Raw genomic sequence first — 14,945 nt, forward strand, 5'->3', positions numbered from 1 at the left:
TGGCGTCGCGGAAACGCGCAACTGCTCCTGCCGGTCGGCGGTAGCGCCGGTCAAGAGTCCGAAGAAGACGGTGCCGAGCACGGCGATGCCGAACGCGCCGCCCAGCTGCCGCACCGAGGTCCGCCCCCGGAGGCCGAGCCGGTTTCCTCGTCGTCCACACCGGCGAGCACGGGCCCGAACGCGCTGCGGGTGCCGGAGGGGATGTTCGCGATCATGCCGGCCGGAGGGGTGCCGCCGCGCGGCGGCCGCGGTCAGGCGGTCGGGAGCCCGGCGGCCTGCCAGGCCTTGAAGCCGCCCTGGAGGTCGGTGGCCCGCAGCAGCCCGAGGCCGTGCAGCGCGGCGGCGGCCAGACTGCTCGTGTAGCCCTCCTGGCAGGTGACGATCACCTCGAGGCCGTAGTGCGTGAAGGGCAGCCGGGCGTCGCTGCGTGGGTCGAGCCGCCACTCCAGGACGTTGCGCTCGATGACGATCGCCCCGGGGATCTCGCCGTGTTCGGCGCGCTGCGCGGCGGGGCGGATGTCGACGAGCACGGCGCCGCGGTGGACGGCCTCGTACGTCTCATGCGGTCCGAGGCGGACCAGCCGGGCCCGGGCGGTCGCCAGCAGGTCGTCGATGCCCCGGGAGCCGGGCGGCGCCGATCGCAGCGGCGGGGCGCTCACCACTGCGCCCCGGCCCGCTCGACGGTCACCACGTCGAGGCCGGACGCGCCGATGCGGTAGCGCGTCATGCTGCGCAGCGCGGGCGCGTACGCGTGGATGCTGATCGCCGGCCGGTTCGAGCGGTTCGTGATCCGGTGGATGTGCCGGCTGCCGAACCGGCGGCCGGCGCCCTCGCCCAGCTCCCGGGCGGTGATCCGGGGCGGTCCGCTGGGGGAGAGGCTGACCGTGTCCTCGGTGAGGGTGCCCGAGAAGACCTGGAACGCGCCGGCCGAGCCGCCGTGGTCGTGCAGATCGGTGCCCTGGCCGGGAAGCCAGGTCAGCAGCCAGACCTCGTGGTCGTCGGCCGCGGCGAGCCGGTGGTACCAGCGCTCGGCCGCGTCGAAGCGGGGTGCCACGGGCCACGCGCGGGGATCGGCGGCGTACCGCTGGGCGAGGGCGAGAGGGTCGAGGTCGAGGCGGAGGGCGGCGACGGTCATGGTGGCTCCCGGTTAGCATACAAAACCTATTGGTCCTATAGGTTAACCTCGGCGGCACGGCGTGCGGGGCGCCACGCGCGGATCTTTCAGATCGTGGGAAGAAAAGATCATCACGGTACGGCCGACCGGCTGGCGGCCGTAGGGAATTCGACATCATGGATGAATGCGCGGGGGTGCAATTAAGGTTCGCATCCGGTGGCAAGGGAAAAGTGGCTCCGAAATCATTGTTCTGATGATCATAAATATGCTGCCGACGGTGAATCCGCATAAGCAATAAAGACGCCATACCGGACATAAGTAGCTTACCTAATTAACCGGGCTCGATGGGCGGGCAGATCGCGGCGATGCCAGCTCTAAGCGGTACCCGAAAGAGCCTCATAGTATTTTGCCTCTTTCCTTGAAGCCATCCAAACAGAGGCGCAGAGCGATCGCATGAATACTCTGCGTTTTTGTCGACGGTCGTTTAATCACCGGATCGGCCCGGGACCTCAACCGTTCAGGCGGAATGGAGTGACGACCGCAGTCAGCGCTATCCGCTGCGTTATATGGTCGGCGACGCCTGCGAGAGCGGGCGCCCGGAGGCCACCCCTCGCCCGCCGCCTTCGAGCCCCCCGATGAACGAGGACGGATACGTGTCGAACTCTCGCCGCGGTTTGCTCGCCGCCGGCCTGGCTGCCGCCGTGGTCGGCTCCATGGGGGTCGTGTGGACCCTGAACGCCGGCGCCGACGAACTCCCCGCCGCGGAGGCGCCCGCCGCCGTCACCGCGCCCGCCGACCCGGCGGGAGGCGCCGACGCCGCGGAGCCCTCCGCCGACGTCACCCAGCCTGCCGCTGCCGGCCAGTCCGCCGATGTCAAGCCGCCCGCCGATGTCACCACCCCGCCCGCCGGCGAAGAGCCGCCCGCCCCGCCCGTTCCGGCGGCTCAGGGCGCCGATGCTCCCGTACCGCCGAGGCTGCTGCCGTGGGGTCAGCGGCCTTCGCGGCTCAAGCGCGCCTGGGCCGGCGCGACCAGCAAGGAGGTCGCGGCGGCCGGCGCGGATGCCGCGCCGGCCGACACCAGCGGATCGTTGGAACCCGTCCCCGAGTACGCGCCCAAAGGCCGCACCTCGCGCACGGGCATGCTGAAGAAGGCCAGGACAACCGTCGTGCCGCCGGCGCCGCCGACCACTGGTGCGGCCGCGGCCACCGGCGACGTCTACTTCCACTACGCGGCCGGCGCCCAGTTCGGCGACACCGACGGCAGTTGGGCCAACCTGTCGATCGCCAAGCCGTACCTGGCGAGCGGCGACTTCCACACGCTGACGGAGATCGCGGTCCAGTCCGCCGACGGCCGCCAGATCGTGGAAGTCGGCTGGACCGTGGACCGCGCGGTCAACGGCGACAGCGACCCGCACCTGTTCGTGTACTACTGGAAGGACCGGGTGCCCAGCTGCTACAACGCGTGCGGGTTCACGATGTACAGCAGCTCGGTCAAGCCCGGCGACACGCTGCCCGTCGGAACGACGAAGCGCTTCGGCATCCAGCACTTCGACGGGGTCTGGTGGGTCGCGTACGACTCCGAGTGGATCGGGTACTTCCCCGACTCGCTCTGGAACGGCACGTACACCCGGGCCGGCCTGACCCAGTGGTTCGGCGAGGTGGCGGCCTCGACCAACCAGCCCTGCACGGACATGGGCAACAGCCTGCCCGCGGCCGACCTCTCGGCCGCGCGGATCGGCTCGATCTCCATGACCAACGGCCCGCTGCCGGTGGCCACGGTACGGGCCAGCGGCCCGTACTACAGCGTGGCGTCGATGACCGATCGGACGTTCCGGTTCGGCGGATCGGGAGCCTGCTGACCCGCGTACGCGTCCGACGCGATGCCCGGTCCCTTCGGGGGCCGGGCATCTTTTGTCGCGAGGCGTCGAACCGGGCGCCGGTCACCGGGGTACAACGAGGCGACACCCCCGGGGGAGGCAGCGGATGAGGCGACGGGTGAGCCCCGACGAGGAGCTGATGACCGCGCTCTACACCGAGCACTACGCGGTGCTGCTCAGCTTCGTCTCGCGCTACGTCCAGGACCGGCACAAGGCGGAGGACCTCGTCCAGGAGACGCTGCTGCGCGCGTGGCGGCACATCGACCACCTCGAGCCCGACCCCGCCCGGACCCGCTCGTACCTGCTGACCATCGCGCGCAACGTGGTGACGAACGCCTGGCGGGCGGAGCAGCGGCGCCCGCACCTGGTGGCGGACGACGCGGCGGTGGAGGCCGCGCCGGTGGCCGACAACGTCGACCAGCTCGTCGAGGGCTGGCTGGTCGCCGAGGCGCTGGAGCGGCTGTCGGCCGACCACCGCGCCGTCGTCCAGGCGATGTACTACGAGGGCCGGACCGTCGCCGACACGGCACGCAACCTGGCGGCGCCCGAGGGCACGGTGAAGTCGCGGGCGTACTACGCCGTACGGGCCCTGCGGCAGGCGTTCGAGGAGATGGGGGTGCTGCGATGAGCCCCGACCACGACGAGCTGCGCCGGCTGCTCGGCGGCTACCTGCTCGGCGGCCTGGACGACGCCGACACCGACCGCCTCGACGCGCACCTGCTGCACTGCGACGGATGCCGGGCGGAGCTGGAGCTGCTCGGGCCCGTACCGGAGCTGCTCCGCTCGTTGACGAACACCCCGCCACCGGTCGTGGCGCCGGGCACGCGTCCCAGCCCGGCCCGGATCGAGGGACTGCTGAGCCGGATGCGCGCCGAACGTGCGCGGGAACGCCGCCGCGCCGGCATGCGGTGGCTCGCGGCGGCCGCGGTGCTGCTGATCGCGGCGATCTCCGTCGGCCTCGTGCTCACCCGTGACCGGGAGGCGCCCGCGCCGCCGCAGGCCGTGCCGAGCCGCCCGCCACTGGTCACCGCGGAGTTCGAGCCGGCCGACGGAAGCGGACTCGCGGGCCAGGCCGTGCTGACCGGCAAGACGTGGGGGGTGTCGGTGGACCTGACGGTGTCCCGGCTCAACGGCCGCGGGCCGTTCATCTGCCAGGTGCGCCGCGCCGACGGGATGACCGAGCAGGCCGCGATCTGGGGGCCCACGCCGAGCGGCAACGCCCGGGTCACCGGCGCGAGCTCGATCCAGCTGCCCAGCGTGAGCGCCGTCGCGGTGGCCGACCAGGAGGGGCACGTGCTCGGCACGGCCCGCGTGCGCTGAGGTCAGGCGCCGGGGCCGTACAGCTTCTCGCGCTGCGCCTGGGGGAGGGAGCAGGCCGCGGTGCCGCCGGGGAGCAGGTGGCGGTGGCCGGCGATCCAGCGGTAGACCGGCCAGGCGAGCAGGCCGACCGGCTTGATCTGCAGCGCCCGGCCCGGGACCTCCCACAGCCGGCCGGCGTCGCGCAGGAGCAGGGCGATGGCGTCCGGCCCGGAGGCGACCGTGCCGTCCGGGCCGACCCACTGCACCGCCTCCTCGACCTGCTCCAGCGTCAGGCCGAGGGCGTCGAGATCCGCGAACTGCCAGGGGACCACCGTCGCGCGGGACGGGATGCGGCGCTCGATGAACTGCGCGCACGTGGTGCAGAACGAGCAGTCACCGTCGTACACGAAGGTCGGGGTGGTCATGTACTGAGCTTAATGGGCGTGCCCTCCTGGCCCTTGCTTCGCTGCGGTGCAGTCGGTCATGCCGCTTCTGTCAGGTCACGCGGCGGAGCTTGACCAGGTACGTCTGGGCGACGACCACCACGGCGAGGAACGCGCCGCTGATGACCTGCTGATAGCTGCTCGGCACGTTGCCGACCTGGTTGATCATGTTCTGGATCACGCCCAGCAGCAGCACGCCCGCGATCGTGCCGGCGATCGTGCCCGCCCCGCCGGTCAGCAGGGTGCCGCCGATGACCACGGCCGCGATCGCGTCGAGCTCCATGCCGGTGCCCAGCACCGTGACGCCCGAGCCGAGCTTCGCCGCGTTGATCGCCCCGGCCAGACCCGCGAGCAGGCCGGACATGATGTAGACCCAGACCTTGGTGCGGCGTACGGCCACACCCATGAGGCTCGCGGCGTCCTCGCTGCCGCCCACCGCGTACACCGCGTGGCCGAACCGGGTGCGCGACAGCAGCACCATGCCGAGCGCGAAGACGACCACGACCAGCCACACCGGATAGCCGATGCCGAGGAACGTGCCGGTGCCGAAGCTGCGGAACGCGTCGTTCGTGACCAGGTACGTCGTCGAGCCCTCGTCGCTCAGGGCCCGCATGAGCCCCCGGGCGCCGAGCAGCGCGGCCAGGGTGACGATGAACGGCGCCATCCTCGTGTACGCGATCAGCAGCCCGTTGACCACGCCGATGAGCCCGCACACCGCCAACGGTAAGAGGAATGCAGGAATCACTCCCCACCGCGAGGCATAGGCTGAGACCACTCCACCCAGGACATACAGCGAGCCCACGGAGAGGTCGATGCCACCCGTGATGATCACGAAAGTCATGCCGAGCGCGATGAGCGCCGGCGGGGCCGCCGCTACCAGGATCGTGCCCGCATTGTCGTAACTGCGGAAGTTCGGGAACACCGCGGAGGCGATGATCACGACGGTGATGAGCACGGCCAGGGCGCCCTGCCGCTGCACCAGGCCGACGACGCGATCGGTGCGCTGGGCCCGGCGCTCGTCGGCGGCCACCACCGCAGCGGCGTGTGGTTCCGACGTCATCTGCTGGGTCACCGGCTCTTCCTCTCTCGGGCGACGTACACGGCGATGAGGATGATGACGGCCTGCACCATCTCGGTCGTGGACGGCTGCAGGTTGTGCTTGATCATGGTGGCGACCACCAGCTGCATGAGCAGGGCGCCGGCCACCGTGCCGAGCACGCGGACCTTGCCGCCGGTGAGCGGGGTGCCGCCGACCACCACCGCGGTGATCGCGGAGAGCTCGATGAGCAGGCCGACCGCGGACGCGTCGCTGGACTGGATGCGGGCCACCGCGAGCAGACCCGCGATCGAGGCCAGCACGGAACAGATCACGTAGACCGTGATCAGGACCCGCTTCACCGGTACGCCGGCGAGCTCGGTGGCCGGCCGGTTGCCGCCGACCGCCAGCAGCCGGCGGCCGAAGACCGTACGCCGGACCACGAACGCGACGATCAGCACCAGCAGCGCGGCAATCCAGACCAGCATCGGGATCCCGAAGAGGTCACCGGAACCGAGGAAGATCAGGTCCTCGTTGCGGACGTCCTTGAGCTGCCCGTTGGAGATCACCAGGGCCAGGCCCCGGCCGCCGACGAACAGGGCGAGCGTGGCCACGATGGGCTGCAACCCCACCCGGGCCACCAGCGTGCCGTTGATCAGGCCGACCACCACGCCGGCGAGCAGCGACACCAGCAGCGCGGCGAGCACGCCGTACCCGAGGTAGAGCGGGATGAGGGCGGCGGCCAGGGCCATCACCGAGCCGACCGACAGGTCGATGCCCTCGGTGCCGATGACCAGCGCCATGCCCAGCGCCACGATGACGATCGGGGCGACCTGGATCAGCTGGATGCGCAGGTTGCCCCAGGTCAGGAAGTTCGGGGTGAACAGCACGTTATAGCCGACCAGGACCAGGATCGCGACGTACACGCCGTACTTCGGCAGCCACGCGCGGACCCGGGCGAGGTCGAGGGCGGGCCGCGGGGCGGTCGCAGCCTCAGTCGTCATTGCCTACCTCTTTCGCTTCGACCGCCGCCGCGGCGATCGTCTCGAGCAGCGCCTCGGTGGTGACGTCGTCGCCGCGCAGCTCGCCGACCACGGCGCCGTCGCGCAGCACCACGACCCGGTCCGAGCCCTCGACGAGCTCCTCGGCGTCGGAGGAGACCAGCACCACGCCGAGCCCCTCGCCGGCCAGCTCGTCGATGAGCGCCTGGACCTCCGCCTTCGCGCCGACGTCGATTCCGCGGGTCGGCTCGTCGAGCAGCAGCACCTTCGGCTGGGTGGCGAGCAGGCGGGCCAGCAGCACCTTCTGCTGGTTGCCGCCGGACAGGTCGCCGACCCGCTGGTCGGGACTGGAGGCCTTGATCCGCAGCCGGGTCATGTACGACGCGACGATCTCGTCGATCTTCCGGTCGGAGACCAGGCCGAGCTTCGACATGCGCGGGAGGACGGCCAGCGCGATGTTCTCGCGTACGGACAGACCGGCGACGATGCCCTCGGCCTTGCGGTCCTCGGGCTGCACCGCGATGCCCGCCTTGACCGCCTGCACCGTGGTGGGACGCTTGAGGTCCTTGCCGTCCACCTGGATGTCGCCGCTGTCCACCGGGTACGCCCCGCCGATCGCCTTGATCGTCTCGCTGCGTCCCGCGCCGAGCAGCCCGCCCAGCCCGACGACCTCGCCGGGCCGTACGGCGAAGCTGATGTCGTGCAGCTTGTGTCGGCTGTTGAGGTCGGTGACCTTCAGGACGGGGGCGGCCTCGACGGCGTCGGGGTGCTCGCCGGCGAAACCGGTGAAGCCCTCGCGGCGTACGGCCGACATGTCGCGGCCCAGCATCAGCGAGACCAGCTTGATCCGTTCCAGGTCGGCGAGCTTGCCGGTGTGCACCACCTTGCCGTCGCGCAGAATCGTGACAGCGTCGCAGATCTGGTAGAGCTCGTCCAGGCGGTGGCTGACGTAGATGATGCCGATGCCCTGGGCGTGCAGGTCACGGATGACGCCGAAGAGGGTCTCGACCTCGCGCGGCTCCAGCGAGGAGGTCGGCTCGTCCATGACCACGACCTTCGCGTCGATCATGACGGCCCGGGCGAGCGCGACCATCTGCTGCGCGCCCAGCGCGAGCGTGCCGAGCTGGCGGCGGACGTCGGTGGTGACGCCGTACCGCAGCAGGATCTCCTGCGCCTCGCGATACATGCGCTTCTCGTCCAGCAGGCCGAACGCGGTGCGCGGCTCGCGGCCGAGGAAGAGGTTGTGCGCCACGCTCATCAGCGGGATGAGGTTGACCTCCTGATAGATCGTGGAGATCCCGGCGTGCTGGGCGGCCATCGGGGTGTCGAAACGGGCCGGCTCGTCGCGATAGCGGACCTGGCCGCCGTCCGGCTGATAGACCCCGGTCAACACCTTGATCAACGTGGACTTGCCGGCGCCGTTCTCGCCGACCAGCGCGTGGACCTCGCCCGGTTGCAGGGTGAAGGACACGTCGTCCAGGGCGCGTACGCCCGGGAACACTTTGGAGACACCGACGACTTCCAGCAACGCCATGAACGCATTCACTCACTTCTCAACATAATCCGTCAAGAGTTCGAACATTGTCTTTGGTTTGGAGGTGGCAGCGGGGGGCTTCGAGGGCGGGGATGGCCCACTCCGGGCGGTCAAGCTTGATCCCTGCGTGGGGTTGCGGTGGGGCTTCGAGGGCGGGGGGAATGGCCCACTCCGGGGGGTCAGGCTTGATCCCTGCGTGGGGTTGCGGTGGGGCTTCGGGGGCGGGGACGACCCACTCCGGGGGGTCAGGCTTGATCCCTGCGTGGGCCGCCCCGCCCTCGAAGCCGCCGTGGTCGTTCTGCGTCGGTCGGCGCCGGGTGGGCCGGGCAGCTTCAGGGCTGCCCGGCCGCGGTGGTTTCAGCCCAGCGGGGTGGTGTTGGACCAGGTGGCGTCGGCGGGGTAGCTGGATGGGTTGTCCCAGGGGTTGCCGCCGGGGGTGGTGGCGATGTAGACGGCTTCGGCGTAGTGGCGCCAGAAGTAGCCGGGGTAGTTGAACGACTCCAGGGATACGTTGCCGGTGCCGCCGTTCAGGGGTGGCTGGGCGCAGAAGGTGGCGTCCTGTTGGAAGGTGGTGGTGTTGTCGTTGGGGGATTTCTGGAGGCGGTAGTTGGCGTGGCGGAGGTATTGGCCCGGGAAGTTGACCGACTCGAAGGAGTAGCAGCTGGTGTCGGCGAAGCCGGGGCGGACGGTGAAGGTGGCGTCGGCGCGGTCGGTGGCCGAACTGCTCGTGCTGATCACGTCGGTGCGGGCCAGTCCGTCGTAGTGGCGCAGGTAGCGGTTGTCGTAGCCGGGCGTGGTGACCCGGAACGATCGTTTCTGACCGACCGGGAGGTCGGCGCCGCTGCGCCAGAGGGGTGTGGAGACTGCCCAGGTGGCGTCGTCGTTGAAGGAGCCGCCGGTGTTCTGGTCCATCCAGACTTCCTCGTTGCGGTGACGCAGGAAGTAGCCGGGCATGTTGGAGGCTTCGAGGGAGGTCCCGCCGCCGGACAGGCCTGGGCGGGCGCAGAATGTCGCGTCCGCGGTGAACGTGCCGCCGCTGTCGGCTTCGCTGTAGACGCGGTACGCGCGGTGGCGGAGGTAGCGGCCCGGGAAGTTGCGGGACTCGAAGGAGTAGCAGGAACTGTTCGCGAGGCCGGGGCGTACGTAGAAGGTCGCGTCCTGGCGGTCTGTGGTCGTGCTGGTCGTGGTGATGACGTCGGTGCGGGCTGCGCCGTCTCGGTGGCGGAGGTAGCGGTTGGTGTAGCCCGGGGTGGTGACGCGTAGGGATGCCGGTTTGTTCGTGGAGAGCGTGGTGCCGTCGGCCGCGCCGAGGACGCGCAGGTTGACGTCGCGGACGCGGGTGAAGTCCATCTTGCGGATCTGCCGGTCGTACGTGAAGAAGCCGTTGAGCTCCTCCTCCACGTCCGTGGGTTCGGTGTAGACGGAGCCGGAGAGACCGTTGCCGTTGATGAGGTCGACGAGCTTGCTCGTGATCTGGACGTAGCGGCTGGTCAGCGCCGTGGAGTCCGGCAGCCACTCGTACGCGAACTTGCCGCTGGTCGGCCACTCGTGCCCGGAGACGCGCAGGCCCAGGCCGCCGTACTCGCCGTTGACCGCGATGCGGGTGGCGGAGGGGGCGCGGGTGATGCCGGGGCCGACGTACATGTGGTCGTCGATCACGTCGCCGTTGCCCGGGTCCGGGTCGGAGTCGCAGCAGTTGGAGCCGGAGTTGTGGTTCACCAGGCGGGTGGGGTCCCAGCCTTTGACCAGGTCGGCGATGCGGCCGGCATCGTACTCGCCCCAGCCCTCGTTGAACGGCACCCACTGCACGATCGACGTGATGCCCTTGTGCTCGTCGATCATCTCCTTGAGTTCCTTCTCGAACCGCTGCCGCCCGGCCGTCGACGGCTCCTTGCCGCTGGCCAGCGCCGGCATGTCCTGCCAGACCATCAGCCCGAGGCGGTCGGCGTGGTAGAACCAGCGGTCGCTCTCGACCTTGATGTGCTTACGGACCATGTTGAAGCCCAGGGCCTTCTGTTGCTCCAGGTCGAAGGCGAGCGCCGCGTCGGTGGGCGCCGTGTAGATGCCGTCCGGCCAGTAACCCTGGTCGAGCGTGCCGAGCTGGAAGACGAACTTGCCGTTGAGCGTCGGGCGCAGCACGCCGCCGAGCATCGCCTTGCCGAGCGAGCGCATGCCGAAGTAGCCGCCGACGGCGTCACCGCCGGCCATGGTCACCTTGAGGGAGTAGAGGAACGGGTCGCCGGGGGACCAGAGCCGGGCGTTCGGTACGGGGATCCGGAAGCTGCTGCCCACGGTCCCGCTCGCCGTGCCCACCACCGTGCCGCCGTTGAGCACCTGCGCGGTCACGCTTGCGCCGGGCTGGGTGCCCTGCACGACCAGGTCCAGCGCGCCGGCCGCGACGTTCGGCGTCGTGTCCAGCCGGGTGATGCGCTGGGGCGTGGTCGGCTCGAGCCAGACCGTCTGCCAGATGCCCGACGACGGGGTGTACCAGATGCCGCCGCGGTTGGTGCGCTGCTTGCCGACCGGGATGTCCTGCCGGTCGGTCGGGTCCCAGACGCCGACGATGATCTCGTTCGAACCGGCGCGAAGGGCGCTCGTGACGTCGTACGAGAATTTGTCGTAGCCGCCCTCGTGGGTGCCGAGCAGGGTGCCGTTCATCCAGACCTTGGACTGCCAGTCGACCGCGCCGAAGTTGAGCTGCACGTTGCGGCCGGCCCAGGCGGCGGGGACGGTGAACGTGCGCCGGTAGTACATGAAGTCCTCGTGCCGCATGATCCCGGAGAGGGCGCTCTCGATCGGGTACGGCACCAGCACCTCCTCGCCGAGGTTGGTGCCGACCGGCGGCGTGTTGATGTTCGCGGCGCCGGCGAACTGCCAGGTCCCGTTGAGGCTCTGCCAGTCGGGGCGGGTCAGCTGCGGCCGCGGGTACTCGGGGAGCGGGTTGGTGGTGGAGACCTGGCCGGTCCACGGCGTGCTCAGCGGCGGCGGCTTCGGGGCGGCCGCCGCGGGGGACTGCACGGCGAGGCCGGCGCCGGCCGAGGCGGTCAGCGCGACGGTGGTCGCGGCGAGGAGGCGTCGCCACGATCGGGGTCGATGTTCAGTCACGTTCGTTCTCCTTCGGGGCAGGAGCGCGCTGGTGGGGGACATTGCTATAGACATACATCTATGCCCTGGAAACGACGCACGGCGGCGCCGGAGGGGGTCCCGACGCCGCCGTGGCAGTGCTCGTACGCGTCAGTACGCGCTGTTCAGGTCGTTCTTGGCGTTGCTCTGGTCGTACTCGCGGTCGCTGATGATGATGTCCTCGGGGATCGGCTCACCGTTGAAGAACTTGGTGGCCGTCTCGAAGGCGAGCGGGCCGAAGCGCGGGTTCGACTCGATGACCGAGTAGATCCAGCCGTCGACGATGCCCTGCACCGCACCCTTGGTGCCGTCGATCGAGACGATCTTGACATCGCCCTTGCTCTTGCCGGCGCTCTTGAGGGCCACCTCGGCGCCCAGCGCCATCTCGTCGTTCTCGGCGTAGATGCCGTTGATGTCCGAGTTCGACTGAAGCAGCTGCTCGGAGACCTTCTGGCCCTCCTCGCGGGAGAACTGCCCGGTCTGCTCGAAAACGATCTTGATGTCCGGGGCGACCTTGGCGATCTGATCCTTGAAGCCCTTGGTCCGCAGCGTGGTGACGTTGTTGCCCGGGGCGCCCAGCAGGATCGCCACCGAACCCTTGTTCCCCAGGGCGGCGGCCATCTTGTCGGCCGCCCGCTTGCCCTGCTCCTCGAAGTCCGACCCGATGAACGTCAGGTAGTCCTTGCAGGACGTGGCGTTGATCTTGCGGTCGATCGTGATGATCGGGACCTTCTTGGCCGACGCCTTCGCGAACACCGAGTCCCAGCCGTCGGAGTTGAGCGGAGCGATGATCAGCAGCTGGACGCCCGAGTCGATCATCTGCTCGACGTCACTGATCTGCTTGTTGAACTGCGAGTTCGCGTTCGTGGTCTGCAGGTTGCCGCTCGGGATGCCCAGCTTCGCCGCCTCGTCCTTGATGGACTTGGTCTCGGCGATGCGGAACGGGTTCGCCTCCTTCTCCGACTGGGAGAAGCCGATCTTCGCGGTCTTGAGGTCGATCTTCTTGCCGCCGAACTGGTCGAGCGTGCAGGTCTTGGCGCCGGGGGTGGCCGACTGGACGACCTGGGCGCCGGCGGAGGCGTTCGCGCCGCCCGCCGCGGGGGTGTCGCTGTCCTCGGACTTGGCGCAGGCGCTGACGAGCAGCAGTGCTGCCCCGAGGGTTATGACTGCCGGCCTCCAGCGGCCGGACATGGCGCTCATGGCATGTGCTCCTTAGTGGTGACTGCGGGACCGGCGGACGGGACATCGACGGGAGTGGCATCGACCGTTTACCATCCGGAAACACATTCACGCACTATCGAACTTTTCCTGTCAAGGTCACGGTCATTACCAATCAGAAACGAACGCGACGATGCGTGTCCGTGCGTGCGCACACACGAGAAACCACAGGTCAGAGCGTTGTCGGGGCGGCTCCACGAGGTGGTTGCGTTCGTTCAGGACGCAATACGACACCTTGTTACCGGTCACAAATGGACAAGCTCCGGCTGGTGTGCTTGTGCGCTTTCCCGCGGCGCCGGCGGTTCGGCGCCCTCCAAGGCGTCCACCGTGGCGGTTCGGTTGAGGAAGTCGACGCCCGCGTACTCGCTGTACTGGGCGACCGTCCGCACCGGACCCATGCCGAGCCGGCCCGTCGCCGGGTAGCGCAGCATGTTCGCCACCCGGCGCCGGCTCGCCCGCTCCCGGGCGAACCAGTGCCGCCCCGTCTCCGAGTCGCCGTGGTCGTCCCAGTGCCGCGGCCGGTCCTGGCGGATGTAGAAGTGCCAGCCCAGCACCTCGACGGGGTGGAAGAGGTCGTACCCCCACGTGAAGGCGCGCACGGAGAGGGTGATCTCCTCGCCGTGGAAGTAGATGGTCGGGTCGTACGGCACCTCGAGCGGGAACGTGCCCGGCGCGAAGAGGAACCCGGCGGCGAGGAAGCGGGCGCGGAACGGCCGGTCCCGGGCCTGCCAGTCCGGCACGACGGTCTGGTTGAACGTGGGTACGCCGTCGTCGGTCCAGTCCTTCATGATGATCCGCGTCGGCTCGCCGGCCCCGGTGAACTCGGTGTCCGGCTCGTACATCGGGGGATATCCGCTGAGGATCGGCTTCGCGGCGCCGGTGGCCCGCGCGGCGGCGATGCAGCGGACGTCCCAGTCCGGCGCGAAGCGGGTGTGGCTGTCCACCTGCAGGAACCAGTCGGCCGGCCGGTAGTGGCGCAGCACCTCGGCCCGCGCCCAGCAGGCGCCCTGGCTCTGCCGGGCGTCGACGTCGAGGATCTCGACCCGCGGATCGTCCCGGACGGCCGAGACGTCCTCGTCGCCGAGGTGCTGCCAGTTCACCACGATGCGCAGATCGTCGGGATGCTTCGCCTTCGCCAGGCAGTCCAGCACGGTCGGCACGAGCTCGGGGTCGCGGTACGCCGCCACCGAGACGAAGATCGTCACCACGGGCTCCCGGCTCGCGGCACCGGCACGGCTTCGAACCCGCGCCGGGCGGCATGGACGTTGAGCCACTCCTCCAGCGGCGGCGCGGACGGCGCGATCCACACGTCGCCGCCGTCCTTGTCCACCACCACGGGGCCCGAGGCGACACCGTCGGTGAACTCGCGCGTCCGGAACCACTGCTCGGCGTTGAAGTCGAACACCCAGCACCACGGGTACTCGGCCGGCGCCTCGTCCGACAGGCGCAGCGGGGTGGCCGGGTCCTGCACCCGGGCCAGGTGTTCGGCGGCCCGTTCGCGTGCCACGCCGGCATCCATCGTCATGCCCTCCTGGGCTCCGGCCGCGATCTCCGCAGGTGCCGGAGCCGCGGTGTCGTCGACCACCAAGGCCTCGGTCGCACGGTGCAGTGCCGCCAGCGCCCGGTGCGCGGCCACGGCGTCGACCGCGTCGGGCGTGACCCCGCCCGCCCGGACGTGTGCCAGCAGGTCCGAATCGGTCACGGTCCCGTGCCGCTCGAGCCGGTCGGCGATCGTGTCGGGCCAGACCCAGCGGCCGTCCGTGTGCACGGCGGGGCCGCCCGGCGGTGCGGCGACGACGACGGCCAGCCGCAGGTAGTCCAGGACCGCGGCGCGCTCGTGCTCGTCCAGCTCCACGGCCGTCGCCTCGCCGTCGACCTCGGCCAGGCGAACCTCCTCCGGCGCGGCGGCGGCCCAGATCAGGGCGGACTGCGCTCGTGCGGCCCATGCCTGCTCGGACAGCGGCACCTCCGGACCGTAGACCTCGACCTGCGAGGAGCTGTCGCCCTCGGCGAGGAGGGCCGCGCGTGCCGCCGACGCGACGGCGGGCACGCTCTGCGCGTCCGCCTCCGTCTCCACCACGTACATCCGGGCCGCCGAGGCGCTGTCGCCGTGCAGCGACACCCGCCAGCCGCGCCAGACACCGATCGTTTGGTCGAGATCCAAAGCGGACAGCAGCGCCAAGTCGTACCCGTCGACGGCGGTGCGGTCGCCGGTCGCGTCGACGAGCGCCGGCACGGATCCGCCGTAGTGGCTCAGCGTGTCCGGGGGGACCGGGATGAAGTAGGTGGCCGAGGTCATG

13 protein-coding genes are annotated in these 14,945 nt (G+C 70.1%); 3 read left to right on the forward strand and 10 right to left on the reverse strand.

Annotated elements, in window-relative coordinates:
- Positions 1-251: 251 nt before the first annotated feature.
- Positions 252-659 carry a rhodanese-like domain-containing protein gene (locus AB0K03_RS10420; protein ID WP_364682825.1) on the reverse strand — a complete coding sequence of 136 codons (408 nt, stop codon included), beginning with the start codon at positions 657-659 and terminating at the stop codon, positions 252-254.
- Positions 656-1,135 (reverse strand): cysteine dioxygenase family protein, encoded by a 480-nt coding sequence (locus AB0K03_RS10425; protein WP_364682827.1) that lies wholly within the window; start codon positions 1,133-1,135, stop codon positions 656-658. Before AB0K03_RS10425 ends, AB0K03_RS10420 begins: the two co-directional genes overlap by 4 nt.
- 632 nt (positions 1,136-1,767) lie before the next feature.
- On the opposite strand from AB0K03_RS10425, the gene AB0K03_RS10430 reads away from it, so the two are divergent.
- From AB0K03_RS10430 to AB0K03_RS10440, 3 genes are all read left to right on the forward strand, one after another.
- Entirely contained in the window at positions 1,768-2,973 is a 1,206-nt protein-coding gene (locus AB0K03_RS10430; RefSeq protein ID WP_364682829.1) for a neprosin family prolyl endopeptidase, read from the forward strand.
- 124 nt (positions 2,974-3,097) lie between these two features.
- Entirely contained in the window at positions 3,098-3,619 is a 522-nt protein-coding gene (locus AB0K03_RS10435) for a sigma-70 family RNA polymerase sigma factor (RefSeq protein ID WP_364682831.1), read from the forward strand.
- Positions 3,616-4,311 carry a zf-HC2 domain-containing protein gene (locus AB0K03_RS10440; RefSeq protein ID WP_364682833.1) on the forward strand — a complete coding sequence of 232 codons (696 nt, stop codon included), beginning with the start codon at positions 3,616-3,618 and terminating at the stop codon, positions 4,309-4,311. Before AB0K03_RS10435 ends, AB0K03_RS10440 begins: the two co-directional genes overlap by 4 nt.
- A gap of 2 nt (positions 4,312-4,313) precedes the next feature.
- On the opposite strand, the gene AB0K03_RS10445 is transcribed toward AB0K03_RS10440, so the two are convergent.
- The 8 genes from AB0K03_RS10445 to AB0K03_RS10480 form a co-directional block, all read right to left on the reverse strand.
- A complete protein-coding gene (locus tag AB0K03_RS10445; RefSeq protein WP_364682835.1) occupies positions 4,314-4,715 on the reverse strand; it encodes a DUF393 domain-containing protein in 402 nt (133 codons plus the stop codon).
- Between the two features lie 70 nt (positions 4,716-4,785).
- Complete coding sequence (locus tag AB0K03_RS10450; protein WP_364682836.1) at positions 4,786-5,805, reverse strand: ABC transporter permease; 1,020 nt, start codon at positions 5,803-5,805, stop codon at positions 4,786-4,788.
- Positions 5,802-6,773, reverse strand: a complete 972-nt coding sequence (locus AB0K03_RS10455; protein ID WP_364682838.1) for an ABC transporter permease — start codon at positions 6,771-6,773, stop codon at positions 5,802-5,804. Before AB0K03_RS10455 ends, AB0K03_RS10450 begins: the two co-directional genes overlap by 4 nt.
- The gene (locus AB0K03_RS10460) at positions 6,763-8,304 is read right to left on the reverse strand and encodes a sugar ABC transporter ATP-binding protein (protein WP_364682839.1); all 1,542 of its coding nucleotides are present in this window, start codon (positions 8,302-8,304) and stop codon (positions 6,763-6,765) included. Before AB0K03_RS10460 ends, AB0K03_RS10455 begins: the two co-directional genes overlap by 11 nt.
- Positions 8,305-8,661: 357 nt before the next feature.
- Positions 8,662-11,409, reverse strand: coding sequence for an AbfB domain-containing protein (locus AB0K03_RS10465; RefSeq protein ID WP_364682841.1), 2,748 nt, complete (start codon positions 11,407-11,409; stop codon positions 8,662-8,664).
- A gap of 129 nt (positions 11,410-11,538) precedes the next feature.
- On the reverse strand, positions 11,539-12,627 hold the full coding sequence (locus AB0K03_RS10470) for an ABC transporter substrate-binding protein (RefSeq protein ID WP_364682843.1): 1,089 nt from the start codon (positions 12,625-12,627) through the stop codon (positions 11,539-11,541).
- A 263-nt stretch (positions 12,628-12,890) separates the two neighbouring features.
- Positions 12,891-13,850, reverse strand: a complete 960-nt coding sequence (locus tag AB0K03_RS10475; RefSeq protein ID WP_364682845.1) for a GlcNAc-transferase family protein — start codon at positions 13,848-13,850, stop codon at positions 12,891-12,893.
- Positions 13,847-14,944 (reverse strand): YrhB family protein, encoded by a 1,098-nt coding sequence (locus tag AB0K03_RS10480; RefSeq protein WP_364682847.1) that lies wholly within the window; start codon positions 14,942-14,944, stop codon positions 13,847-13,849. The genes AB0K03_RS10475 and AB0K03_RS10480 overlap by 4 nt, the downstream gene beginning before the upstream one ends.
- Between the last annotated feature and the right edge of the window lies 1 nt (position 14,945).

Source organism: Actinoplanes sp. NPDC049316 (assembly GCF_040677315.1).
Taxonomy (GTDB): domain Bacteria; phylum Actinomycetota; class Actinomycetes; order Mycobacteriales; family Micromonosporaceae; genus Actinoplanes.

Bases quoted from the DNA above. Each gene is read 5' to 3' on its own strand.
- AB0K03_RS10480 (WP_364682847.1), bottom strand. From the start codon at position 14,944: ATGACCTCGGCCACCTACTTCATCCCGGTCCCCCCGGACACGCTGAGC.
- AB0K03_RS10470 (WP_364682843.1), bottom strand. From the start codon at position 12,627: ATGAGCGCCATGTCCGGCCGCTGGAGGCCGGCAGTCATAACCCTCGGG.
- AB0K03_RS10425 (WP_364682827.1), bottom strand. From the start codon at position 1,135: ATGACCGTCGCCGCCCTCCGCCTCGACCTCGACCCTCTCGCCCTCGCC.
- AB0K03_RS10455 (WP_364682838.1), bottom strand. From the start codon at position 6,773: ATGACGACTGAGGCTGCGACCGCCCCGCGGCCCGCCCTCGACCTCGCC.
- AB0K03_RS10460 (WP_364682839.1), bottom strand. From the start codon at position 8,304: ATGGCGTTGCTGGAAGTCGTCGGTGTCTCCAAAGTGTTCCCGGGCGTA.
- AB0K03_RS10445 (WP_364682835.1), bottom strand. From the start codon at position 4,715: ATGACCACCCCGACCTTCGTGTACGACGGTGACTGCTCGTTCTGCACC.
- AB0K03_RS10440 (WP_364682833.1), top strand. From the start codon at position 3,616: ATGAGCCCCGACCACGACGAGCTGCGCCGGCTGCTCGGCGGCTACCTG.
- AB0K03_RS10435 (WP_364682831.1), top strand. From the start codon at position 3,098: ATGAGGCGACGGGTGAGCCCCGACGAGGAGCTGATGACCGCGCTCTAC.